General features: G+C 66.8%; 20 protein-coding genes, 1 tRNA gene and 1 riboswitch. Of the genes, 7 read left to right on the top strand and 14 right to left on the bottom strand.

Going from position 1 to position 24,757, the window contains the following annotated elements:
* Window positions 1-45: 45 nt before the first annotated feature.
* The 7 genes from ribA to AB0O71_RS10435 all read right to left on the bottom strand — a co-directional run bounded on the left by ribA (window position 46) and on the right by AB0O71_RS10435 (window position 8,589).
* Complete coding sequence (ribA, locus tag AB0O71_RS10405) at window positions 46-1,356, bottom strand: GTP cyclohydrolase II (RefSeq protein WP_363744994.1); 1,311 nt, start codon at window positions 1,354-1,356, stop codon at window positions 46-48.
* Window positions 1,353-2,033: a riboflavin synthase gene (locus AB0O71_RS10410; protein ID WP_363744996.1), complete on the bottom strand. Its 681-nt coding sequence runs from the start codon at window positions 2,031-2,033 to the stop codon at window positions 1,353-1,355. Before AB0O71_RS10410 ends, ribA begins: the two co-directional genes overlap by 4 nt.
* On the bottom strand, window positions 2,033-3,184 hold the full coding sequence (ribD, locus tag AB0O71_RS10415) for a bifunctional diaminohydroxyphosphoribosylaminopyrimidine deaminase/5-amino-6-(5-phosphoribosylamino)uracil reductase RibD (RefSeq protein WP_363744998.1): 1,152 nt from the start codon (window positions 3,182-3,184) through the stop codon (window positions 2,033-2,035). Before ribD ends, AB0O71_RS10410 begins: the two co-directional genes overlap by 1 nt.
* A gap of 58 nt (window positions 3,185-3,242) precedes the next feature.
* A riboswitch (FMN riboswitch) is annotated at window positions 3,243-3,383 on the bottom strand.
* A 116-nt stretch (window positions 3,384-3,499) separates the two neighbouring features.
* Window positions 3,500-5,656: a DUF2156 domain-containing protein gene (locus AB0O71_RS10420; protein ID WP_363745000.1), complete on the bottom strand. Its 2,157-nt coding sequence runs from the start codon at window positions 5,654-5,656 to the stop codon at window positions 3,500-3,502.
* Between the two features lie 32 nt (window positions 5,657-5,688).
* Window positions 5,689-6,696, bottom strand: a complete 1,008-nt coding sequence (trpS, locus tag AB0O71_RS10425; protein ID WP_363745002.1) for a tryptophan--tRNA ligase — start codon at window positions 6,694-6,696, stop codon at window positions 5,689-5,691.
* 91 nt (window positions 6,697-6,787) lie between these two features.
* The gene (locus tag AB0O71_RS10430; protein ID WP_363745004.1) at window positions 6,788-7,645 is read right to left on the bottom strand and encodes an exodeoxyribonuclease III; all 858 of its coding nucleotides are present in this window, start codon (window positions 7,643-7,645) and stop codon (window positions 6,788-6,790) included.
* A 65-nt stretch (window positions 7,646-7,710) separates the two neighbouring features.
* Complete coding sequence (locus AB0O71_RS10435) at window positions 7,711-8,589, bottom strand: exodeoxyribonuclease III (protein WP_363745006.1); 879 nt, start codon at window positions 8,587-8,589, stop codon at window positions 7,711-7,713.
* A 96-nt stretch (window positions 8,590-8,685) separates the two neighbouring features.
* On the opposite strand from AB0O71_RS10435, the gene AB0O71_RS10440 reads away from it, so the two are divergent.
* The 4 genes from AB0O71_RS10440 (at window position 8,686) to AB0O71_RS10455 (ending at window position 14,785) form a co-directional block, all read left to right on the top strand.
* A complete protein-coding gene (locus tag AB0O71_RS10440; protein ID WP_363745008.1) occupies window positions 8,686-11,313 on the top strand; it encodes a LuxR C-terminal-related transcriptional regulator in 2,628 nt (875 codons plus the stop codon).
* 113 nt (window positions 11,314-11,426) lie between these two features.
* Entirely contained in the window at window positions 11,427-13,082 is a 1,656-nt protein-coding gene (locus tag AB0O71_RS10445; RefSeq protein WP_363745010.1) for a hypothetical protein, read from the top strand.
* Window positions 13,083-13,252: 170 nt separating this feature from the next.
* A complete protein-coding gene (locus AB0O71_RS10450) occupies window positions 13,253-14,581 on the top strand; it encodes an LCP family protein (protein ID WP_363745012.1) in 1,329 nt (442 codons plus the stop codon).
* Window positions 14,582-14,694: 113 nt separating this feature from the next.
* Window positions 14,695-14,785: transfer RNA gene (locus tag AB0O71_RS10455), tRNA-Ser, on the top strand.
* Window positions 14,786-14,824: 39 nt separating this feature from the next.
* Here the strand turns inward: AB0O71_RS10455 and AB0O71_RS10460 are convergent.
* The 4 genes from AB0O71_RS10460 to AB0O71_RS10475 form a co-directional block, all read right to left on the bottom strand.
* Window positions 14,825-15,967, bottom strand: coding sequence for a site-specific integrase (locus AB0O71_RS10460; RefSeq protein ID WP_074689955.1), 1,143 nt, complete (start codon window positions 15,965-15,967; stop codon window positions 14,825-14,827).
* Between the two features lie 2 nt (window positions 15,968-15,969).
* Window positions 15,970-16,386 carry a hypothetical protein gene (locus tag AB0O71_RS10465; RefSeq protein ID WP_143025965.1) on the bottom strand — a complete coding sequence of 139 codons (417 nt, stop codon included), beginning with the start codon at window positions 16,384-16,386 and terminating at the stop codon, window positions 15,970-15,972.
* A 930-nt stretch (window positions 16,387-17,316) separates the two neighbouring features.
* A complete protein-coding gene (locus AB0O71_RS10470) occupies window positions 17,317-17,526 on the bottom strand; it encodes a hypothetical protein (RefSeq protein WP_010155384.1) in 210 nt (69 codons plus the stop codon).
* Window positions 17,523-18,527, bottom strand: a complete 1,005-nt coding sequence (locus AB0O71_RS10475; protein WP_342341527.1) for a DUF4113 domain-containing protein — start codon at window positions 18,525-18,527, stop codon at window positions 17,523-17,525. Before AB0O71_RS10475 ends, AB0O71_RS10470 begins: the two co-directional genes overlap by 4 nt.
* A 90-nt stretch (window positions 18,528-18,617) precedes the next feature.
* Between AB0O71_RS10475 and AB0O71_RS10480 the strand changes: the two genes are divergently transcribed.
* From AB0O71_RS10480 to AB0O71_RS10490, 3 genes are read left to right on the top strand one after another with little or no spacing between them, the layout of a single operon-like run.
* Entirely contained in the window at window positions 18,618-18,977 is a 360-nt protein-coding gene (locus tag AB0O71_RS10480) for a metalloregulator ArsR/SmtB family transcription factor (RefSeq protein WP_010155382.1), read from the top strand.
* Window positions 18,974-20,944, top strand: a complete 1,971-nt coding sequence (locus tag AB0O71_RS10485) for a cation-translocating P-type ATPase (protein ID WP_010155381.1) — start codon at window positions 18,974-18,976, stop codon at window positions 20,942-20,944. The genes AB0O71_RS10480 and AB0O71_RS10485 overlap by 4 nt, the downstream gene beginning before the upstream one ends.
* Before the next feature lie 41 nt (window positions 20,945-20,985).
* The gene (locus AB0O71_RS10490) at window positions 20,986-21,318 is read left to right on the top strand and encodes a thioredoxin family protein (protein WP_363745016.1); all 333 of its coding nucleotides are present in this window, start codon (window positions 20,986-20,988) and stop codon (window positions 21,316-21,318) included.
* Between the two features lie 51 nt (window positions 21,319-21,369).
* Here AB0O71_RS10490 and AB0O71_RS10495 read toward each other — a convergent pair whose 3' ends face one another.
* The 3 genes from AB0O71_RS10495 to AB0O71_RS10505 form a co-directional block, all read right to left on the bottom strand.
* Window positions 21,370-22,653, bottom strand: coding sequence for a hypothetical protein (locus AB0O71_RS10495; protein WP_363745018.1), 1,284 nt, complete (start codon window positions 22,651-22,653; stop codon window positions 21,370-21,372).
* Between the two features lie 684 nt (window positions 22,654-23,337).
* On the bottom strand, window positions 23,338-23,673 hold the full coding sequence (locus tag AB0O71_RS10500; protein WP_010155377.1) for a helix-turn-helix transcriptional regulator: 336 nt from the start codon (window positions 23,671-23,673) through the stop codon (window positions 23,338-23,340).
* The gene (locus AB0O71_RS10505; protein ID WP_231291502.1) at window positions 23,663-24,724 is read right to left on the bottom strand and encodes a tyrosine-type recombinase/integrase; all 1,062 of its coding nucleotides are present in this window, start codon (window positions 24,722-24,724) and stop codon (window positions 23,663-23,665) included. Before AB0O71_RS10505 ends, AB0O71_RS10500 begins: the two co-directional genes overlap by 11 nt.
* Window positions 24,725-24,757 lie beyond the last annotated feature (33 nt).

Genomic DNA, 24,757 nt, shown 5'->3' on the forward strand with positions numbered 1-24,757 from the left:
AACCGGGCCGGGAGGGAAAGCTGATCGGACGCCGGATCGCGCTGCCTACTGGGTGTCGCGAACGTTCTCGGGCAGCTGATGGCCCATGCGGTCGCGCTTGACCGCGAGGTAGGCGAGGTTCTCCTCGGTGACGCCGACGAGCAGGGGCACCCGTTCCGTCACCGTGATGCCGTGCGCCTCGAGCTGCGAGACCTTCTCGGGGTTGTTCGTGAGCAGCCGCACGCGGTCGATGCCGAGGTCCGCGAGAATCTCGGCCGCTGCCGTGTAATCGCGCGCGTCGGCGGGGAAGCCGAGCTGCAGGTTCGCGTCGAGCGTGTCGACGCCCTGCTCCTGCAGCTGGTACGCGCGGAGCTTGTTGGCCAGGCCGATGCCGCGGCCCTCCTGCCCGCGCAGGTAGACGACCACGCCGCCGGTTTCTTGCACGCGGTCGAGGGAGGCGTCGAGCTGCGGGCCGCACTCGCACTTCAACGAGCCGAACGCCTCGCCGGTGATGCATTCGGAGTGCACGCGCACGAGCGTCTCACCCGAGGGCAGCGATCCGTCGGGCAGCGGCGCGACGAGCGCGATGTGGTCGATGCCGGCTCGCCGGTCGCGGTAGGCCATCGCGCGAAACTCGCCGTGCTCGGTCGGCAGCAGCGTGTCGGCGCGCAGGCTCACGCCGCGGCGCTGCTGCTGCACGGCGGGGGCACCCTCGGGATCGTGGGCGTTCAGGTACGCGATGAGCTGCTCGATCGTGATGACCGGCACGCCCTCGCGATCGCCCAGGGTGATGAGCTCTGGCAGGCGCATCATCTCGCCGTCGTCCGCGACGATTTCGGCGATCGCAGCGACCGGTCGCAGGCCTGCGAGCTGCATGAGCTCGACGCCGGCCTCGGTGTGCCCGTCGCGAGCACGCACGCCTCCGTCGACCGCGCGCAGCGGCAGCACGTGCCCGGGTCGGCGTACGTCGGTGGGCTTCGCGTCGGGGTTCGCGAGCGCGCGCAGGGTGGTGGCGCGGTCGCTCGCACTGATGCCGGTGGTGACGCCGTGGGCGGCGTCGACGGTGACGGTGTACGCGGTGCCGCGCACGTCCTCGTTGCGCGACACCATCATCGGCAGGTCAAGCTCGTCGGCGATGGCGTTCGTCATGGGCGCGCAGAGCAGGCCAGACGACCAACGCACCGTCCACGCGATCCACTCGGCGCTCGCAAGCTCCGCCGAGATGATGATGTCGCCCTCATTCTCGCGGTCCTCGTTGTCGGCGACGATGACCGGCCGGCCGTCCTTGATCGCCTCGATGGCCTCTTCGATCGTCGAAATGCCGGGCGTGCGCGGCGCTGCGGTGCTCGGGGCTGCTACGGGGTCGGGTGTGCTCATGCGCGGTGTCCTTCGGTGTTCGGTTGGGCTGATGCGTCGGTGACACCTGTGCTGGAAACTCCGAGGCGCAGCATGCGGGCGACGTGACGGGCGAGGATGTCGGTTTCGACGTTGACGCGGTCACCGGGCTCGAGGTCCCCGAGGATCGTCGCGGTGAGCGTCTCGGGAATGAGCGAGACCTCGAACCACTGGTCGGGCTCAGATTCGGGAGCGATCGCCGAGACGGTCAGCGAGACACCGGAAAGCGTGACGGATCCCTTGTCGACGAGCAGCGGAGCGAGCGCGCGGTCGAGCGAGAACCGGAGTACCCGCCATGCCGGGTGGGGCGTCGCGGAGACGAGGGTGGCGGTGCCGTCGACGTGCCCCTGCACGATGTGGCCGCCGAGGCGCGTGTCGACGCGCACTGCGCGCTCCAGGTTGACGCGGGAGCCCGGGGCGACGTCTCCAATCGTGGACATCGCGATCGACTGGGCCATGACGTCGGCGGTGAAAGTCGCTCGATCGTCGGCCGTGTGGCCGCGGTCGATCACCGTGAGGCACACGCCCGACACTGCGATGGAGGCGCCGTGGGCGGCGTCGCTCGTCACGAGCGGCCCGGCGACGACGAGCCGCAGTGAATCGTCGACGGGCTCGACCGAGACGACCTCGCCGATTTCTTCGATGAGTCCAGTGAACATCAGGATCCTTCCGTGGCGGAGCCGGGAGCTGGGGGAGCGGAGTGGGATGATGTGAGTGCGGCGGATATGAGCACATCGTCTCCGAGCGGTTCCCACCTTGCCTGGGCGAGGCGAACGATGCCGGCGATGTTCGAGATGCCGATGTCGCCGATGGCGAGCCGGGATCCCCCGAGCAGTGCAGGGGCGACGAAGACGAGCACCTCGTCGGCGAGGCCGGCCGCGATGAGCGCGCTCGCGATGGCTGGGCCGCCCTCGACGAAGACGCTGCGCACGCCGCGCGCGGCGAGCCACGCGAGGTCGGCGGCGAGATCGGTTCCGTGGCACTGCAGCGGTTCGGTCAAGCCGTGCGCGGAGAGCGCCGGGTGCGCCCGGACCCGTGCCCCGGCAGGAATCGCCCGACGCCCCAGCACGACCGGGATCGGCTGCTCGTCGGCAGGCACGAGCAGGTTGCCCGAGCTGTCACGGGCTGTGAGCGCCGGGTCGTCGGCGAGCAGCGTGCCAGTGCCGATGAGGATCGCGTCGGCTGCTGCGCGTCGACGATGCACATCGGCGCGAGCCTCAGCTCCCGTGATCCACTGGCTCGAGCCGTCGCTCGCGGCTGCGCGGCCGTCGAGGGTCTGCGCCCACTTGACGATGACGCGCGGGCGCGCGGAGGCGCTGGCGGGGGAAGATCGAGTCGTCGCATGCGGTGCGGCCGCGGGATCCTGCTTCGCGAGCCACGTGCGGAGCAACTCGCGAGCCTCTGAAGCGAGCACGTCGCCGTGCACATCGACGCCGGCTGCGCGCAGCGTGTCAGCTCCACCCGACGACTCCTGGCCCGGGTCGGAGAGTGCGTACGCCACCGCGCCGACTCCGGCTGCGATCAGCGCCGCGGCACACGGGCCGGTGCGGCCGGTGTGGTTGCAGGGCTCGAGGGTGACGACGGCAGTGAGCTCGGCGGCCCGTGCGCGCCACTCGGCGGGAATCCGGCCGATCGCATCGACTTCAGCGTGCGGGGTGCCAGCGCCTCGGTGCCACCCTTCAGCGACAATGCGACCGTCTCGGTCGAGCAGCACGCATCCGACCTGCGGGTTCGGCGTGGTTGAGGGGCCGCGCCGCGCAATCGCGAGACCGCGCCGCATGCCGTCCTCGATGAGGCTCTGCTCGAGCATCCCGGTCCGCCGTTCCACTACGTGCCGGGTGCGCAAGGGTCCACGGACGTCCGTGACTCACGCGTTCCTCTCATCCGGACTCGAACGCATGAGGCGTCCATCACCGTCGGTACCGGAGTTTCACCGGTTCAGCATCGCAGGTGCGACGCTCGCGGACTCTCACCGCCGGTTCGGAATCACACCGACCCCGGAACACGATCATCATCGTAGTCCTCATTGCGAGCCGGCGTGCATGCGTGTGCATTGATTTCGCCGGGGGCGCAACGCACGGCTGCTCTGCCGACGTGGAAGCGCGGCGGCCAGGAAGCGCGGCGGTCAGGACGCGCCGTGCGCAGACATACCGACCGCGGAAGACACGAGGTCGCGCATCGACGCGTCCGGCAGATAGGCGCGCGTGAGTGCGATGCCGATGCGCGGCAGGTCGCCCTCATCGCGATAGAGCAGATACAGCGACTCGGAGCGCGGGTTGAACTTCTGCTTGAAGCGGTGCAGCGACTTGAACCCGTAGAGCGGTTCGATGAGCGCGCCCAGCTGGTCGAGCACCTGATCGACAGGACCGGCCTGCGCGTCCTCAGGCCGCACCAACGGTGCCCCCGAGAGCGAGACGAACTCGTAGCCGGCCTCCGAGAAGTGCTGTGCTGAAGAGGCGATGAGAAACTCCATCACCGGGCCGAAACCACCGTCGCGACGGCGCATGAGGTCCAACGTCCAGCCGACGATGCGCGGCTCGGTCTCGCCTGAGCCGTCGTCGCGCGCCGCGGCGGGCCCGTAGACCGGGAGCCACGAGGTGATCCCGTGCAGGTTGCCCCCGGCGTCGACGGCCAGGCCGACGCGGACGGCAGGATCCAGCGCCTCGTCGACCGTGCCCAGCGTGAAGCGCATCTCGGGCAGGCCCTTGTCGCCCGTCCACTGCTCAGAGATCGCACGCACCTGCGCCAGTACGTTCCACGGCTCTTCGGCGAGACGCACCATGCGGAAGGAGATGTCCTCGCGGCCCGCGCGGTTGATGGCGGTGCGCACGGCGCCCCACGCCTTGCCCGTGAACGCGAGCCCGGGCAGATCGACGATCGTGTCCTCAGCGACGATGACCGAACGCCACCCATCGGGCTTCGCCGCGGCCGAGACTCCGCCGGCCGAGAACGCGCACGGTATGAGGCCGGCCTGCTGAGTGGCATGCGCGAACTGCTCCAGGGCGTCGGCGTGGCCGCCCTCCGGCACAATTGGATCGCCGAGCATGATCGCGACCTCGGCGTGCGACTGGTACGCGATCGCGCCGGCGCCGCTTGCGATCCGCTGATTCGCCTCCCACGTCGACATCCAGGAGATCGTGCCTCCGCCGAAACGCTCGAGCCGGTGAGTGAGCTCGTCGCGCGACAGCGCCTCGGCAGGCAACACGCGGCGCGACTGGCGCAACCTGACGCGGAATGCGCCTCGACCGATGATCAGGAAGACGAGGATCGCCGCCCAGAGCAGCGTCGGAGCGAGCAGCAGCGCGAACACCTGACGCGGCGAGTCAAGCGTTCCCGTCTCGACGAGTGCGGGGAGCAGAGCGAACCCGAGGGCCGCGGTCAGCAGGTTGAACCCGCCGAGAATGAGGGCGCCGATCCACGCGATACGGTACCCCTTGCGGATGCCGTTCGCGACGAGCGCGATGACGATGACGTCGATCGCGACGTCGATCAGCGACGCCGTCGGGTGATTCTCGCCCAGTGGCCCGTTGAAGGGGACGATGAGATCGAAGACCTGGATCACCCCGACGGCGATCAGCCCGGAGAGCCCGATGAGCCGCCACTCGCGCTGGGTGGGGCGGCCCGCGGGGTGCCGGAAGGCGGGAAGCCAGCCACTCACCAGGAGGCCGGCCGTCATCGCGACGGCGTGCTCGAGATCGTAGAGCTCGCCGAGGTAGAGCACTGAGATGCCCACCCAGAGCCCGATCGCGATGCGCGCGCGCAGGCGCCAGGGGGCGGGAAGGGTGGCGATGGCGAATACGAGCGCGGTGAAGGCGGCGCACGACGGGCCGACATCGACCGACTCGGTGAGTCGCACGGCCCAGTGCCAGCCCGTCGTCGACACGAGCAGCAGGATCCCGGCCGCGCCGAGCACCCCGACGATGTGGCCGCCGAGAGCGAGCGCAGCGGTGTGCAGCGCTCCGAATCGCCACTCCGCCCACCCGAGTCCGCCGACGACGAGGGGGAGCAGGGTGAGGTAGACGAGCGGATGATCGACGAAGAACGGCGAGGTCAGCAGGGTCCACCACCGGCCGTCGGCGAACGACGGGATGCCGGTGGCGACCTGCGGGTACCAGCTCTGCTCGGAGGCCGGGCGCCAGAGGGTTCCCGTGGCGACTCCGACGGCCAGGAGAGCCACGATGAACGACGCGGTGAACGGCGTTCTACGAAGCACCTCGAGCACGCGGGAGCGCCGGCGTGCAGCGGGCTCATCGGCGCTCTTCGGCACCACGGGGGCAGTCATGGACTCAGTCTAAAGACCGGACTGCGGCGCGGCTAGCGAATGAGCCCGATGCGTTCGTACACGAGGTCGAGCGTGCGATTCGCCACCTCATTGGCGCGCTCCGCGGCGCGACCGAGCAGTCGGTCGAGCTCAGCCGGATCCGCCAGCAGCTCTTCGGTGCGCGTGCGCACGGGCGCCAGGCTCTCTTCCACGACCTCGACGAGTCCCTTCTTGAGGTCGCCGTAGCCGTGGCCCGAGTACTCCTGCTCGATCGATGCGATCGTGCGACCGCTGAGCACTGAGTAGATCGTCAACAGGTTGGCGACGCCGGGCTTTGCGTCGCGATCGAAGCGGATCTCGCCATCGTCGTCGGTCACCGCACGCATGATCTTCTTCTTGGTGACGTTGGCCGGGTCGAGCACCTTGACGAGACCGGCCTCCGACTCCGCCGACTTCGACATCTTGGCGGTGGGCTCCTGCAGATCGTAGATCTTGGCAGTGCCCTTCGAGATCTGCGCCTCGGGCACGATGAACGTGTCGCCGAAGCGCGAGTTGAAGCGATTCGCCAGGTCGCGCGTGAGCTCGACGTGCTGGCGCTGATCCTCACCGACAGGCACGCTTGCGGCCTGATAGAGCAGAATGTCGGCGGCCATCAGCACCGGGTACGTGAAGAGGCCGACCGAAGCAGCGTCGGCGCCGTTCTTCTGCGACTTGTCCTTGAACTGCGTCATGCGGCTGGCCTCGCCGAAACCGGTGACCGTGTTCAGCACCCAGGCGAGCTCGGCGTGCGCCGGTACCTGCGACTGCACGAACAGCGTCGACTTCTCGGGGTCGATGCCGGCGGCGATGTACTGGGCGGCGGTGCGTCGGGTGCGAGCGATCAGCTCCGCAGGGTCCTGAGGAACCGTGATGGCATGCAGGTTGACGACGCAGAAGAACGCGTCGAAGTCCTCCTGCATCTGGGTCCACTGGCTCAGCGCACCGATGTAGTTGCCGAGCTGCAGCGAATCGCTCGAGGGCTGCATGCCTGAGAAGAGGACGGGTTTGGAGTGTGCACTCATGGGAGTTCCTTGCGGGAGATGCTGCGAAGCGTGGTTCGTGAGGGGAAGCCGCGGTGGCGGCTGGATCGCGCTCGGCCGAGCGCGCTGCGTGTTACATGCGGTAGTCGACGACGACGGCGGCGTGATCCGACCATCGGGCGTCGTACGAGGCAGCGCGGTCGACCGTGTACGACTCGACGCGCTCCGCGAGCGCTGGCGTGACGACCTGGTAATCGATGCGCCAGCCCGTGTCGTTGTCGAACGCCTGCCCGCGGTTCGACCACCAGGTGTACGGGCCGTCGACCTCGCCGTGGAACCGGCGCCCCACGTCGACCCAGCCGTAGCCCGGGCCCTCAGTGCCGTCGACACCCACGATGGTCTCGCCCGCGGCGCCGAAGAAGCGGTCGAAGTAGGCGCGCTCACGGGGCAGGAAACCGGCCCGCTTCACGTTGCCCTTCCAGTTCTTGATGTCGAGCTCGCGGTGCCCGACATTGAAATCGCCCACGATCGCGACGAGTTCGCGCTCGGCCGCGAGTTCACTCATGCGCTGGCTCATCGCGTTGAGGAAGGCCCACTTCGCTTCCTGGCGCGGGGTCTCCACCTCGCCCGAGTGGGTGTAATTGCTGACGACGGTGAGCGGGATTCCGCCGAGATCGAAGTCGGCCTCGAGCCAGCGGCCAGATGATTGGACCTGCTCCTGCGCGTCGAGTGCGCCGAGGCCGACCCGGTGGGCGATCGCCGGCACGCGGCTCGCGATCGCAACACCGGCGCGCCCCTTGATCTGGCACGGGTCGTGAATGAAGTGCCACTCATCACCGAGCAGCTCGGTCAGATGGGCGTCGTCGGCCCGCACCTCCTGCAGCGCGAGTACGTCGACACCGCGGGCATCGAGCCACTCGCCCATGCCCTTCCGGAATGCGGCCCGGATGCCGTTGACGTTGACGGATGCAACACGCAAGGTTTCAGCCATACCCGCCAGTCTACGTCGGGAGCGCGGACGGTATCGAGAGCCGCGCGTTTTCGAGCGCTGCGGGCTCAGAACACCATCGGGCGGTCGTAGTCGTCATCGAAGGTGCCGCCGAGCAGGTCGACGTCGATGTCGCAGACGACCGGAACGTGGTCGCTGGGAGCATCGCCCTTGCGCTCGTCGCGTTCGATCGACGCACCGGTCACGGCGTCGGCGAAGGCGGGCGATCCCATGATGAAGTCGATGCGCATGCCCTGGTTCTTCGAGAACTTGCCGGCCTGGTAATCCCAGAAGGTGTAGCCCTCGGGCACGATCGGCCGCACGACATCGGTGACGAGCGGCTCGAACGAGGCGAACATTGAGCGCTCTTCCGGGGAGACGTGCGTGGAGGCTCCCGGCCGAAACGAGGGATCTGCCATGTCCGTCTCAAGCGGCGCGATGTTCCAGTCGCCCATGAGGGCGAGCGGCAGTTGAGGATCCTCATCGAGCCACACCCGGGTGTCTTCGCGGAGCGCCTCGAGCCAGGCCAGCTTGTACGCGAAGTGGGGGTCGTCGAGCGAGCGGCCGTTGGGAACGTAGAGGCTCCACAGGCGGAGGTCGCCGACCGTCACGCCGAGGGCGCGCGCTTCGAGCGGCAGGCCATTCGGGCCGATGCCCTGTACGGCCTCCTGGCCTTTCACCGGCTTGCCGAAGCCCGGCATTCCGGCGAACTCCCGCGCGACATCGGTCATCTCGTGACGGCTTGCGATCGCCACGCCGTTCCACTGGTTGAGGCCGTGGATCTCGACCGTGTACCCCGCCTGCTCGAACGCGGCGATCGGAAACTGCTCGGGGCGGCACTTGATCTCCTGCATCGCCAGCACGTCGATGTCTTCGCGCACGAGCCAATCGACCACGCGGCCGAAACGAGTGCGGATCGAATTGACGTTCCAAGTGGCGATGCGCATACATATCAGCCTACCGCCGGGCGCTTGCGCAACTCGGCGCACGCAGTCAGACTCTGGGCAAGGCCCACGAGGCTTTCGGGGCCCGGAGGGAGCGTCATGGCGGCGCGCGGGGTGCAGGGTGGAGCGGTTGGGGAACGCATCGCGGTTCCGCGCCGCAGACTTCACGACGTCGTCGAGATCGCCCGGCCCGAGGCCTCGGTAACGGTGCTGCTCGGCGACGCGGGAAACGGCAAGGGATACCTCGCCGAACAGGCTGCGCTGACGATCGCCGCAGAGCACGCCGGCACCGTGACTGTTCACGTGCTGCCGCGGCCGCCGCGCCCGGCGAGCGGCATCCCCTCGGTGTTCGCCCTCGATTCGTTGTTCGCGCTCGACTCCTCGGCGCACTCCGACGAGGACGTGTCGCAACGGGTTCGCGTCGAGCACGTGCTGGCGACCATCGGAGGCGGGGATCCGCAGACGTCGGTGATCCTGGTCGCCCCAGACATTGATGATTACTCGCCGCAGGACCTGAGCATCCTCACCGAGCTCGCGCGCGCCCGCACCGTGCGCATCATCGCGACTGCGCGCCAGCTCTCAAGTGCGATCGAGCGTGTGGGAAGCGGGCCGCAGGTGCACCGGCTCACTGTCGGTCCGCTCGATATCGATGAGAGCGCCGCCTTCCTCGCCACCATGCTCGGCGTGGAGCGCATCGATCCAGACACGCTCCGCCGATGGCACACGGTGTCGGGCGGCAACGGATATGCGCTCGCCGTGCTCGCGCTCGCCGCCGATCGAGCGGGAGAGCTGCGGCGCCGACGGGGCACAGTCTGGGCGGCGCGACGCGATGGGGTCGTGACGGGGGAGTACGCCCGCTTGCTCGCCGACTCGTGCACGGAGGCCGAGTGGCGAGCGCTCGAGTTCATCGCGCAGGCGGAGCCCATCCTCGAGACCGCCTTGCTGCGGAGCATCGACGCCGGGGTACTCACCGCGCTCTTCGAACGCGGCCTCGTGGTGTCACAGGCACGATCGGGAGCGCAGTCGCTCACGCTGGGCCACCCCCTGCTCGCCGCGTCGTTGCGCGCGGGGATGTCTCCGGTGCGCCGCATCGAACTCGACGACCGCATCTTCGCGTTGCTCGATGAGGATCGCGGAGGCGGCGACCCGGCACTCGATACCGAGCGGCTCATCCGCCTCGTGGTGTTCGGCACGGCTGCCGGTCGGAACGTGCCGTTTCCGTGGGTGTGGCGCGCCTTCGAGGCGATGGCCCAGGGCGGCGACCCGAGGCTGATGCTGCGTCTCGCGCGCGTCATCGCCGGGCACGCCGATGCCGACGGGATGCAGGCCGGGAGCGCCGCGCTTCGAGCCGTGCGCATTGCACGACTCCTCGGGGAGGAGCCTGCGCGGCGCGACTCGCTCGAGCGCATCGCCGCACTGCTCGCCGACGATCAGCGCCGCGGCGAGATGACTCCGACGCTGGAGGTCGGTCTCGCCACCACCCTGTACCGGGAGCGGGTGCGAGACGGCGGCGATATCGACACGGTGCTGCGCGACCTCGACGCGCTCGAAGCGCGCACGAGCCACGCAGCGGCCAGAGCGATGCTCGGCAGCACCAGGGTGCATGTGCTCGCCTACACCGGCCGGCTGCGAGACGCGGCCCAGGCGTGCCCACCGCTCGAGGTATCCGCGGACCTCGGCATCGAGTGGGCTCGGTCGTCTGGCCGAGCTATGGCCGCCCTGATTCTCGAGCAGCGCGGTGCGTTCGAGGATGCAGTGCTGAGTGCCGAGCACGCGCGGGCGCTGAGCCGTCTGGGGCCGCGTTCGCGGAGCGATCTCGTCGACATTCAAGGATTCTGCACACTGCTGGGCTATTGGGTGAGCGGCAGCCGTGAGAGCGCGCGGAGAGTGTACGAGGGGCTCGCCGCGGAAGCCTCGGCCGACGCGCATGCGGAGGCGCACTACTCGGGGTTGCTGGAGGTCGGCGCCGTGCTGCTCGCGCTGCAAGAGGGGCGGTGGATGGAGGCGGTGGCCAGTGGAGAGCGGTTGGCGGATCGCCTCGGCTCTGGCGACCCGTATACGCTCGCGCCACTCGTGCACGCCGCACTCGCACTGGCACTGGCTGTGCTGGGGGAGCGGGATGCGGCCGTGCGCGCCCTCGGCGCTTCCGGGTCGCCGGAACGCGGCGTGGCGATGGCGGTGAGCGGGCACCGGCGCATGCTCGCGCTCCGCGCGCGGCAGTGGTTGCGTGAGCCGAGAGCAACCGCAGACGCCGCCGATCTCGCGGATTGGGCGGCACGCGAGCAGCTGCCCTACATCGAATTGCTCGCGCGGCACGTGCACGCGTTCGAGACGGGCGCAGTCGGGGTCGACGAGCTCGCGGTTGCGCGAGAGCTCGCGCAACAGGTCGACGGCCCGCTCGGCAGCGCGCTCGTCGCGCATCTGGTGCAGATGTCGCAGAGCCTCGAGGAGAACGCGGAGCCAGAGATCCGGCTGCTCGCCGACCTCGGAATCTGGTTGCCGGTGCCGCCCGCCCCGGGCCTCACTGCGCGAGAACGAGAGATCGTGCTGCTCGCAGCGCTCGGGTACTCCAGTCGATTCATCGCCGAGCGGCTCACCATCTCATCGCGCACGGTGGAGACCCATCTCTCGCATGCCTTCGGCAAAATCGGAGTCGATAATCGCGACGAGCTGCGCGATTGGGTCGCCCGCAACCGCTCATCGATGCCGCCACCGCGAAATACGTAATTCTCCCCGATTCGCTCTACGCAACGCGCGCATAACCTGCGAACAGGTTGACCGAAGTCGTGCGGCCAGGGGGTTTCTCACGTGCCGAGCGCACCTGAGAAGCGAGACGAATCATGCATACTTCGATTCAGGGCGACGGCGCAGGTGCCGCCCCTCGACTGCGGCGCAGCCGCTGGCTGATTGCACTCGTCGGCGCGGTGGCGCTGACGCTCGGACCCGGTATCGGCGCCGCTGTCGCGGCAGAGCCGATCTCTGCGGTCGACGGCACAGAGGTTTCCGCCGCGGATGCGGCTACGGTGACCGAGCCCGAGCCCGAACCCGTGATTGCGCAACCCGCCGCCGTGCCGGTTGCCCCCGAGACGCTGGCCGTTCCCGTGCCCGAGCCGGTGGTCGAACCCGTGGCCGAGCCAGTGGTTGAACCCGTGCCCGAGCCAGTGGTCGAACCCGTGGTCGAACCCGTGGCCGAACCACCGGTGGCGCCCGTGACACCTGAAGCCGAGGTCGCAGCCGCGGCTGATCCTCCCGCCGAGCCGGCGGCCGAGCCGCTCGTCGAGCCTGCCGCACCCGCGGCGGCGCCCGAGTCCGCTCTAGCGGAAGACGCGAAGGCCAAGACGGGGAAGGGCAGCGAGAATCCGCACAACAAGGTCACGCTGTGCCACGCAACCGGCTCGGAGAAGAACCCCTACGTCTCCCAAACGGTGAACGCGAACGGCACGGCCAGCGGCCACATCGGTCACCAAGGTGGCCGCGACATCATCCCGCCCTTCACATACAACCAGCACGGCTCTGAGAAGTCGTACGGCGGCCAGAACTGGGATGCAGCAGGCCAAGCGATCTGGGGGAACGGCTGCAAGCCGGTCGATCCCGATCCCGACCCCGAACCCGGTTCGCCCGTGCTGTCGATCGACCCCATCGCCTGTATCGCCATCGACGCTCCGCTTCCCGAGACCGTCGCCGTCACGGTCTCCGGACTCACCGAGGCCGGAAGCTGGACGCTGACCGTCTCGGGTGGCAGTGAGAGCAGCTCGATCGAGGTGGTTGGGAATGGTACGTACGCCATTCCGGTCAGTGGAGTCGGCAGCTACTCCGTCACTATCGGTAACGGCGAGGCAATCGCCAGCTCGGCGAGCTTCGTCGTCGCTCGATGCCCCGACCCTCGCGGAGAAGATAAGCCCGTGATCGAGGTGCCCGATCTCGCGTGCGTCGCGGTCGACGCGGAGCTGCCGGGGTCGATCACCGTGATCGTCAGCGGGCTCGTCGAGCCAGAGGACGACGCAGCACGCGCAGCGCAAGCTGACGAGGGCGCATACGTCTTGCGAATCAGCGGAGGATCAGGTGGAACCGCGACCGTGCCGGTGGGCGGCAATGGGAGTTACGATCTGCCGCTCAGCGGAACGGGAACCTACACGGTGGAACTGCTCAGGGGTGACACGATCGTCGCCTCGGGCTCCGTACTTCTCGAGCGGTGCGAGCCGACGACGCCGGTGACGCCTCCGGAACCGGTCAACCCGCCGGAGCCGCCTGCACCGCCTGCACCGCCGGTCGAGCCGGTCGAGCCGATGCTCGTTCAGCCGCCGATGCAGCCAGTGCCGGTCCCGTCGATGACGCATCGGGTCGCACCCGCAGCGCCGATGCCCGTTACGCAGCAGCAGCCGTTGCTCGCAGTGACGGGAGCGCCCGATGACGCGGCCCTGGTGGGAGCCGCGGCCCTCGCGGTGATCGTCGGGAGCGCACTGCTAGTGTCGCTGACGCGCAAGCGTCGCGCGTAGTCCGCGGCGCGACCCGCCACCGGAGGCATTGGGGGATCCCTCGATGCCTCCGGTGCTACGCGCTTCGGCGTTTTCAGCTGAGTCTCCAAGGACACACCCAGTGCCAGCATGTACATTGAATCGTTATGTCGGGCGCGATCAGTGCTGCCCGCACGATTCTGGGAAGCTGAATGACACAGAAACCTGCTGGAGCACTTGAACGCGGCTCGTTCGTGCGCCATGGCAAGCTCCGTCGTTCGAGCGCATGGGGCAACGTGCTTCGCGTACTGCTCACCACCGCAATCGTGGTGGTGCTGAGCGGCGTCGCCACCGTCTCGTATGCCGTCTGGGGTCTGGTGCAAGACATCGACACCGTGGAGCTGGGCAATGAATCGAGCGCCGTCGGCGTGGGTGATCAAACGATCGACGGGGCGCTCACCGTGCTGCTGGTCGGCTCGGATTCACGCGCGGGCCAGGAGATCGACGACGGCGAGGAGGGCGAGCTCAACGACGTCACGATGATGCTGCACGTTTCGGCAGATCACAAGAACGCCACGGTCGTCAGCTTTCCGCGCGACCTCATGCTCCCGATCCCCAGCTGCCCGGGGCCGAACGGTGAGCCCGAGTACTATTCGGCGATGAGCGAGCAGCAGCTCAACTCCACGCTGGCGAATGGTGGGCTGCCCTGCGTTGCCGAAACCGTCTCGGAGCTCACGGGCATGGAGATTCCGAACGCGGCACTGATCACGTTCGACGGCGTGATCGGCGTCTCGAACGCTATCGGCGGCGTCGAGGTCTGCCTCGCCCAGCCGATCGTGGATGAGCACACCGATCTCGATCTACCCGCGGGCGAGAACACGCTCGTCGGCCTCGACGCGCTGCAGTTCTTGCGCACCCGCCACGGCGTGGGCAATGGCGGCGACACGAGTCGCATCAGCAACCAGCAGGTCTTCATGTCGGCCCTGGTGCAGAAGCTGAAGAGCGCCGACACGCTCTCCGACCCGATGAAGGTCTACGGCCTCGCCAAGGCAGCCGTCGAGAACATGACCATGTCGAAGAACATGGCGAGCGTGCAGTTCATGCAGGAAGTCGCCAACACCGTCAAAGACATCGACCTGCAGAACATCAACTTCGTGCAGTACCCGTCGTTCGACCACCCTTACCAGTCAGGGCGTCTCACCCCCGACTACACCAGTGGTGATGCGCTCTTCGAAGTGATCAAGAGCGGTCAGCCGTTCGCTGTGAACGGCGTCGGCGAGGGCGTGGCAGTCGAGGGCGAGGAAGGCGCGGTGCCCGAGACGGGAACCGAGACCCCGGCACCCGAAGAAGGCGCTGCGATCGACCCGAATACCGGCGAACCGATTCCCGATCCGGCCGTCGAGGACCCCGCGACCACCGATCCCGCTGCGGAACCGACGGACCCCGCGACCGGAGGCACCGGAGAGTCGGCGCTGCCCGACAACGTCACCGGAGTGCAGGGCGATAAGGCGGTCTGCTCGCTCGGGCGTACCGTGTACTGAGTCTGAGTACTGAGTCTGAGTCTGAGTGCGGAGTCTGATCAGTTCCCACGGTGCTCGTCCGATTTCCACCGCGCCCGTTCGTTCGGGTAGAGTGGATGACGTTGTTCGTGTATGGAGACGTGCCAGAGCGGCCGAATGGACTTCACTGCTAATGAAGGGTCGGGGTTAACTCGACCGGGGGTTCAAATCCCCCCGTCTCCGCCAATTGAACAACACCGAGAACCCCTGAATATCGTTGAGAAATCAACGGAGTTCGGGGGTTCTCGCTTTCTGCGTCCGAGGTTCTGGCAACAAATTGACAACACCCTGGGTGGCAATGGCCTGATCGAGGCGCTTGGTAAGCGCTTCGAGGTCGTCCTCGAAAAGGTCGGAATAGACGTCGAGGGTCATTGCTGCAGACGCGTGACCGAGCATCCGCTGCACCGCTTTCACATTCGCTCCGGCGCTCACCGCAAGCGAAGCTGCCGTATGACGAAGGTCGTGGAGCACCATTCGATCCACTCCTGCGTCGTCTAACGCGCTCTTCCACCACGATTTCGAACCTGTACTTGCTCGCACCCGCTTCATGTAGCCCCCGTACCCATTATCGAAAACGAGGTCTGTTGGTTGTCTAGTCGTGGATCGAACCCTGAGGCGCTCGAGCACTTCCGCGGGAACGGGTACCGCGCGAGTCTCGTGAGACTTGGGCGTGCCTTCGTGAAATTTCCCGTCTACCTCGACTACATTCCTCGCGACATTGATGCGGCTCTTGTTGAAGTCAATACTTGATACTTGGAGTCCGATGAGCTCACCCCACCGTAAGCCGCAATAGCCAAGTGTGAGCACGAGCACTTGGTGTTGTCCTGCCGCTGAAGCCACTTTCCAGAGCTCTCGATGCGTTAGATATCGCCGCGTTTTCTGAAGTGACTTTCGAGGGAGAGAGATGCCGCGGGACACGTTGTTCGCGACGCGTCGATCTCTCTCAGCCGAATCGAGAATGCCTGCGAGGATTCCATATGCTCTTGCGACGACCGTGGAACTCATGCCGATGTTAGACACCCAGGATTGCACCTCAGAATGACGGATGTCGGCGATCGCGCGATTGCCCCACTTTGGTTCGACGTAGTTCTTCCAAGAAGCTTGTAGGGAAGAAAAGCTAGAGGGCTTCAAGACGCCTTCTTTAGAAGCAAGCCAGACAGCACCGAGTTCGCGCACAGTGACTCTGCCCTCGGTGGCTGTTACGTATTCACCGCGGGCCTTTGTGATCTCGACTTCAGCGAGTCGCAGCTCGGCGTCTCGCTTCCGCTTGAACCCCCGTTCACTGGTTTGCTTATGATCGGGGCGCCGGTAGATGATGCGATACCGTTTCTCGCCCTTTGCTGTCCGATAGGCAGAGATGCTGCCCATGGTTAAACCTCGAGCACTGCAGCGGAGTGCAAGGCTTGTTGGTTGTGCTTGCCTGCTGCTAGAAGGAACGACAGGTCGGGCAGTGGAGCTTCAATTTCTTCGTCACGCATCATCGCGGAAATGATGATGCCAGCATTCTCGCTTTGGAAAAGAGCAGAAGTCCATCGACCTACGCGAACATGCATAAAGCTCACTTGTGTGGCTCTCTCCGACCTTTGGGGGTTTCGACTCGTGTCTTCCAGCCCGCGTAGCACTTCTGTTCCGAGAAGCGATATCGGGAACGCGGACTTCACAAACTCTTCGCCTCGCTCTACGTTTTCCGCCAGAATCGCAACGTCACCTTCAGCTTCGGACCCACCGGCACCTTCGGCCGTGGATGGTAGATCAAAGTCGAGATCATCCACGCCCTTCGGTTTCATTCGAAAAGTGTATCGGAACAAAAACTACATGTACACTTTTCATGTACATAATGCTGAAGGGGGATATGGTGGGCGAACGGTTGCTAACTCCACAATCGCTTACGGAGCTCGTTCCGGGCACGACAGTCAGTTACTGGGCAGGGCTGCGTTTCAAGGCTTCAGGGCCAAAGTACTTGAAGCCGAGTCCCCGAAAAGTTTTATACGTCGAGGCGGACGTGCTTGCATGGCTGCGAAGTACTGAGCGCGGTGGTACTGCGGAAGTCGCCTGAAGAGCGCCTTACCGTTGTGTGTATCCGCCTGCGAACGAAGCGGGTCGCATGGGGAACCGGTTAGCATGCGACTCATGTATGCATCGGCCATGAGCGTATTGCTCTGGTTAAGCGGGGCCTGAACAGTAGCGTCGCGACACTTATCTTGAGCCCGATTCATTCGATGAATTTGACAGCCACTCCGACTCCTGTGCTCAAAAAAATGGGAATCGGAGGGTAGCGACCAGCGGGAAACGTTCAGGGAATACGGTCCAGGGGCGCGGGCCGATTCTTGCTGGCAAGGGCGACCTCCGCAGAAGGCCCCAGGCTCTGCGGAATCGATTACGTTCTCGACACCGAAGACAGGCGCCTCAGAGCTCCCCTCAACTCCGATGAAGGAGGCCGTACCCAAAGCTGCTCTTAGTCCCACGTGACCTGAAACAGAATCTGACAAAAGGTACAGCTCGGTGTAAAAGTGAGCGAAGAGCTGAAAGGCCGAGCGCGGGCTGCGTATAAGGAAGCCTCGTATCACGAAGATGTGTCCACCTTCCATCAATTCGTGTCGCAGGCGCTCGAAGCTGAAATCCACCGCATCGAACTTGCCTACAACAGCGGAGAACGCCTCCAGCCGCGTGCAGAGCACCTCCGCCGGGGCAGACCCGCACTCTAGCCGTCAGAGACGTCAGAACCCCTCGCTGCCAAGCCGGCGCGAGGGGTTCGTCGTTGCCTTCATGAACTGACGCACCAACGCGCGCTTCTTGAGGAAATACGCATGCCGTTCGAGCTCGCCCGCCGCATACTGTGCTTCGAGTTCCGCGAGGGTCTCATCGGCTGCCGCCGCGTCAAACCGGGAACGGTCCTGCCCGAAATCATCACTCGATCTAATCTTCATGCTTTCGCCTCACACATCTCATCCCAATGCGTTGTGGCACGCCTGGACAGCATCTCTCGTTTCATCGTCCATACCGGAGCGCCCTGGAGCCCGCCACGGCCGATCCCAATCGCGCGCGGGCCGAGCTTCTGAGTGATCGCATCGAGCGTTTCCCCGATCCGTCGACCCTCATACTCTGACTCGAACAAAGCCAGGGGAGTGACGTTCGTCTTGGTCTGCAACCCCGTGAGCACGACCCCCGCTCGCACGTACTCAGAGCCGGGCCGAATCTTCGGGAGCACCGCGAACGCTGCCTTCGATATCCCGATCGGGCCATCTGTCTCGGTCGACATCCCAACTGCGACGTGCGCGGTGTGGAACTCTCTTTCCCGGAATCGGCTCGTCGACGCCCACGCGGACACGATGCCAGCTACCAGGCCTTTCTCTCGGAGACGCGTGCTCGCGCGCTGCGCGTATATCGAGAACACCTGCTGCATCCCCTCGCGCGTCGACACAGCCCGCGAGAACGAACGGGAGAAGATCAACTGATCCTTATGGGGTGGCTGCTCCTCGAGCGGGATGCACGGGATGCCCCGCAGCTCGAGCACGGTGCGCTCCATCACGACGGAGAACTTCTTCCTGATCCACTTCGCGTCAGCATTGCGGAGATCTTTCGCGGTGAAGATGCTCATCGCAGCGAGGCGCTTCCCGGTGCGGCCGGCAATGCCCCAGAGGTCGGTCGTTTTCGTGCCCGCGAGAATACGTTCCAACCAGTCGGGGGAGTACGCCCCCAAATGGCACACACCGCCCAGTGAGAGGTCGGCCTTCGCGCCCCGCGAGGCGAGCTTCGCTTGTGTCTTTGACGGGGCGATGCCGACACGGACGGGGATCCCGGTGCAGCGCAGTACCTCGGCGCGGATCTCGTGCCCAATCGCGGTGAGCTCGGAGACCGTGCCGTGCATCCCGATGAAGGACTCGTCGATCGAATACACCTCCTGCCACGCGGAGTACCTGCCGATGATCTCTACTGGTAGCTACGATTGTTGCCGAGTCGCGTATTTGGGAGTCGGCGAACGTGGAGACTGTTCAGTCGTTACTGTATAGTTCATTGCATGCTGACCATTGCTTCTCGCCTCGACGTCATGAACCGGCTGGGCCGCGCCATGGCCGACCCGTCCCGCTCCCGAATCCTGATGACCCTGCTGGACGGGCCGAGCTATCCGGCCGTGCTGTCGCGCGAGCTGGAGCTGACCCGCTCGAACGTGTCGAACCATCTGACGTGCCTGCGCGACTGCGGGATCGTGGTCGCCGAGCCGGAGGGTCGGCAGACCCGGTACGAGATCGCCGACCCGCACCTCGCTGCGGCGCTGACGACGCTGGTGGACGTGACGCTGGCGGTAGACGAGAGCGCGCCGTGCGTCGATCCCGGGTGCTCCGTGCCGGGCTGCTGCGGGACGGAGGCGAAGGCATGAGCGCGGCATGCGGCTGCGACCACGACGCCCCCGTCGCCGTGGAGGAGAGCGAAGAAGTCGAACGCCCCTGGTGGCGCGATCCCGCGATCCTCGTGCCCGTCGCCTCGGGCGTCTTCTTCCTGGCCGGGCTGATCACCGAATGGACGGCCGGGGAGAGCGCCGCCGCCGGGATCACTGCACTGGCGCTGTTGTGGATCGGCCTGCTACTCGGCGCGTGGACGTTCGTCCCGGGCGCGCTGCGCGGCCTGTTCACCAAGGGCAAGCTGGGCATCTCGCTCCTGATGACGATCAGCGCCGTCGGCGCGGTGATCCTCGGCTACGTCGAGGAAGCCGCCGCCCTGGCGTTCCTCTACTCCATCGCCGAGGCCCTGGAGGACAAGGCGATGGACCGCGCCCGGTCGGGGCTTCGGGCACTGCTGAGGCTCGTCCCCGAGACGGCGACGGTCGTCCGGGGCGATACCGCGGTCGAGGTGCCCGCCCGCGACGTCAAGGCCGGGGATGTCCTGCGGGTGAGGCCCGGCGAGCGGGTCGCCACCGACGGCACCGTGGCAGCGGGTCGCAGCAGCCTGGACACTTCGGCGATCACCGGGGAGTCGATTCCCGTGGACGTCGGGGTCGGCGACGAGGTCGCCGCCGGGTCGATCAACGCCTCCGGCGCGCTGGAGATCACCGCCACCGCCGACGGCGCGGACAACTCGCTGACAACCCTGGTCGGCCTGGTCGAGCAGGCCCAGCAGGACCGCGGCCAGCGTGCTCGGCTCGCCGACCGGATCGCCCGACCCCTGGTGCCCGGCGTGATGGTCCTCGCCGTGCTGGTCGGGGTGCTCGGCTCCCTGCTCAGTGGCGACCCGCAGACCTGGATCACCCGCGCCCTGGTCGTGCTCGTGGCCGCCTCGCCATGCGCGCTGGCCATCGCTGTGCCCGTGACCGTGGTGTCGGCGATCGGAGCCGCAAGCAAGTTCGGCGTCATCATCAAGAGCGGGGCCGCGTTCGAGCGCCTCGGCTCCCTGCGCCGGATCGCCGTCGACAAGACCGGCACTCTGACGCGCAACGAGCCCGCGGTGACCGATGTCGCCACGATTCCCGGGGTCGCCCGCGACGACGTGCTGGGCTGGGCCGCGGCTCTGGAGGAGAACAGCACGCATCCGCTCGCGACGGCGATCACCAGCGCCGCTCCCGGCGCGCCTACGGCGTCCGAGGTGACCGAGCAGCCCGGGCATGGCGTGACCGGGCAGGTGGACGGCCACGAGATCGCGGTCGGAAGCCCGCGATGGATCGCCCCCGACGGGCTGGCCGAGCAGGTCGCCGCTATGGAGGCCGACGGGCAGACCTGCGTCATGGTCGCTCGCGACGGGAGTGTGGTCGGTGTGATCGGTGTCCGCGACGAGCTGCGCCCCGAGGCCCCCGAGGCCGTCGCCGCTCTTCAGGCGCAGGGCGTCGAGGTCGTCATGCTCACCGGCGACAACGCCCGCACCGCGGCCGCGCTCGCCCGGATCGCGGGCATTTCGGACGTCCGCGCCGAGCTGCGCCCGGAGGACAAGGCCGCCGAGGTCACCGCGTCGGTGGCGCAACGCCCGACCGGCATGATCGGCGACGGTATCAACGACGCGCCCGCCCTGGCGTCCGCCACGGTCGGCATCGCGATGGGCGCGACCGGCTCCGACGCCGCGATCGAGTCCGCCGACGTCGCCTTCACCGGCCACGACCTCAGGTTGATCCCGCAGGCGCTCGGGCACGCCCGCCGCGGACGGGCGATCATGAACCAGAACATCGTGCTGTCGCTGGCGATCATCGCCGTGCTCCTGCCGCTGGCCATCACCGGGATCCTGGGCCTGGCGGCCGTCGTGCTGGTCCACGAGGTCGCCGAGGTTGTCGTCATCGCCAACGGCCTGCGTGCTGCCCGTGCGAAGAGGGTAGCGCTGACCGCGTCAGTCGACTCGCGCGCGGACTCCCCAGTAAGAGTCTGACCTTCGGACCAAGCCCACGACGCTCTTGAGAGGAGCTCGATATGGAGATCACGATTCAGTCCTTCGACGGCTGCCCGAATCGTGACCTGCTGGAGCAGCGGCTTGCTCAGGCGCTCAACAGTTGCGGCGGGGACGTGACGATCGCCCATCATTCGGTGGAAACGCCCGAGGACGCGGCACGGGTAGGCTTCCGGGGCTCCCCGACGGTCCTTATCGATGGAGTTGACCCGTTCGCCGAGGGGCATGCTTTCGTCGGTCTCGCCTGCAGGGTCTATCGGACTGCCGATGGCCCGTCCGGGTCTCCGAGCGTCGCACAGCTCCGTGCTGCGATCGAGGACGCGACGACAGGGCAGGGTGAAGGCAGTGCGCTTTAAGTGAGGTCTGCCTTCGTCGGCGGTGGAGGTCAGACTGGGCGCGGGGAGCGGTCAGTCTGCCTTGGAACGGAGATCTGGATACTCCGTCCAGTCCCCTCCGGCGAGGCGTCCCCAAGCGGCTGCCGCGGCGGGAGTGATGCCGAGCAGGTCGGAGACGATGCGGGGATGCATCTGACGGCTGAGCTCGATAAGCGCTGTCGTGCGGGCGCTCCCTGAGCGCAGGCCTTCGTCACGGAGCCGTCGGCTGATCGGTCCGGGTGTGAGGTGGTGGCCGGGATTGCGGCCGGGGAAGAGCCACGCCTCCGGGCGCTGCATGGTTCTCTCGACGAGCGCGACGATCGCTTCTCCGAGGATCTCTGGTAGCTCGATGGGTTCGGTCCCGATGGTGAGCTTCACGGGCCGTGAGGTCGCGTCGACCTGATCTCGGGTGAGCGCGACGATGCGGGTGAGATGGAGGCCGTAGAGCAGCACGAGCAGTCCAGCGGCTCGGGTACTCGGGTCCACTGATGGATCGGTGAGGAATCGCCGAGCCATCTGCCACCGGTGATCAGAGGCGTAGTCGCGGCCCTCCAGGCGACTGATTCGGAACTCGACCTTGAGGGTGCTCAGCCGGTGGCGTCGGAGCCAGCGAGTGAACGGCGCGAGCGCATCCCGTTGGCTTGGAGAATCGGTGACGTAGGCGTCGAGGGACCGTTGGGGGAACGTCGCGAGAGTCTCCTTCCGCGACCGGATCTCCTGGAGCAACGCGGCGCAATACTTCATCGCTGCTCGCTGCTTCTGAAAGCCCGACGCAGATCGAGACCGGCTCCCGGGAGTTGACCGGAATGCTCGGGTGGACCGCAGAAGCTCCCAGGTGCAGTACCGGCGCAAGATCAGTCGATCCTCGACATCTTCGATTCCGGGAAGCCAGTGTTCAAGCCAATGATCGAAACGAGCGACCTCGACATCCAGCTCGGGCAGCACGCCAGCGCGGACCAGAAGCGACAGCAAGAACGCGACTGACTGGCCGGATTGTGCTCTGGTGATGATCGCGTCGGCGGTGAGGGACACGGTTCCGTCCGCGAGTTCCCGGAGCACCGTCGCGCACTTGCTCTTGTGCAACCAGCGTTCGAGCGAAACCGCGCTGCCATGGTGCGTGATCAGGTACTCTGCGAGCGGCTGCAGCTCGGCACGAATCCCTCCCGCCTCATCCGCAAGGAGCTGCCGGATCGCGATCGGCCGGCGGCACTCGACGCAGAGGTGATGCTTGCGGATCTCTTCGATCGAGCCGCATCCAGGACACGCCATCGTGATCGGCGAGCCCGCGCACTCGGCGCAGACCTTCTGACCGTTCATGAATCCAGTGAGGAACACCTTGCGTCCGCATTCAGGGCAGGGCTGCGGTGAACGCATCGCGTAGTAGCAGCGGGCGCAGACCCGCCGACCGTCAATGTGCGTGGCGACGCGGCCAGGCTCTCCGCAGAGCCCGCAGGTCTTGATCGGCGCGGTGTAGCAGCCCAGGCAGATGAGCTCGGGGCGACGGACGACAATGGTCGCGCGTTGCCCGCACCGTGAGCAGTCGTCGAACGATCGAGGATCGGCACGCCAGCATTCACGGCAGTAACGCCGCCCGTCGATCGTGCGCTGCACCGGTCGGACGCGACCGCATGTCGCGCAGGCGACGGACCGGGCGTTCCGTTCGCACCGGGAACAATGCCGACCGCCGGTCGGTGTCTTGTGGGGCATGCGCACCGCGCGTCCACACGACTCGCAGGTTGGCAGCACGATTGTGTCTGTTCCTTCGTCGACAAGCGCGTGGGCCAGGTCTTGGACCGTCACCGGGACGTTCCGGTGCTTCCCTTCGAGGACCCCGGGCTGCTTGATGAGTGCGAGCTCGAGCAGCCGTTGTGTCAGCGGCACGGGTGCGACCGCCACCACGATCTCCGCTAGGCGTTCGGTCTGAATCTGGGGGACGATCGGACGGACGAGAGCGACGATTTCTGCGATTCTCGGCTCCTGCGGGGGCTTTGCCACCGCGGACTACTTCGTGCGCGGCCGGCGGATGGTGGCGCGGACCGGACGCAGATCGCCGATCGACCCGCGCGTTGCTTCCTCGCCCACCGCGACCGGGACGGCCGCCTCGCGGCGCGTGATCGTCACGAGGTCATCGAGCGAGCACTCCAGCGCATCGCAGAGCGCCGCGAGGACGTCGAGGCGCACTCGCTGCGGCGGTTGCGTCACCAGCCGGTAGACCTGCTCACGCGAGAGGTCGACGCCGCGATCCTCGAGCAGCGGCTTCAGCTTGGAGGTCTGGAAGATCCCGCGCGATGCCATCACGCTTCGCAGGTTCCACCCGGTCTCGAGCTCAACGGTCATCTGCTTCTCCTTCGATGAGGGCCCTCAGCGCCTCGGCGAGCACTCGGTTCTTGTAGTCGGAGCTGACGGATGCGTAGATCGACGTCGTTGACGCGTGCATATGCCCGACCTGTTCCTGGACGAAGCGGTCGGCATACCCGAACTCCAGAAGGTGCGTGACGTAGGAATGACGGAGGCTGTGCAGCGTCAGATCCTTCGACAGGCCGGCCTCGTCGCGCAGCTCCGCGAACCTCCGGTCGAGATAGCCAGCCGACAACCGAGTCCGCCGCTCGGTCACCCAGAGCGCATCCAGACCGTCACCCGGAGCAAACCGGTCGCGGGCCTGCTCGAGCCATTGCTGCATGCCAGGCACCCACCAGTTGAACTCCGGCACCAGCAGCACCGTCCGCCGCCTCGGCGCGCCTCCGCCGGCCGCTTTCGCCCACCGCACGTGGATCGCGCCGTAACGCCCCCACTGCCGCATCTTCGCGTTGTGGTGCAGATCGACCGTGTCCAGCATCACGGCCTCGGTCCGGCGCAGACCGAACGCATAGACCGTCTTCAGCAACTGCGCATCCCGCAACGCGCCGAGCGCACCCTTCCGCCCCGACGTCACAAGCATTTCCACCCGCGCATCCGCAGTGTCGAACAGCCGCTCGACCTCGTCGTACGTGAACGGGCGACGCTTCCCATCGCCCTCGAACTCGAACCGATGCGCGACCGTGTTCCACGGGAGACACACCTGCGACGGCACCTCGCCGAACTCCCGATCGCAGATCGCCATCCAGTCGTACAACGGGTTCGTGAGGTAGTCGCAGAACCCGCGGATCGCTCCGTGGTGATGCCGCAGCGTCGACAACGCCCGAACGCTCGACGCGGCCTCGGCCGTGAACTCATCGACATCGGCGACCGTCCACCGCCACGGCGGCTTGTCCGCGAAATCACGGAAGCGCGTCACCGTCGCCAAACGGTTCTTGATGGTCTGCTCACGCAGCCCGCGAGACAGCTGCTGATTCCGCCAGCCGTCCACCATCGCGCCGAAGACCTGCTGCTCCGGGTTCGCCAACGTCACGTTCGACGCCGATGTGATCAGCCGAAGCGCCGC

The organism is Leucobacter sp. NPDC077196, assembly GCF_040687075.1.
Classification (GTDB): domain Bacteria; phylum Actinomycetota; class Actinomycetes; order Actinomycetales; family Microbacteriaceae; genus Leucobacter.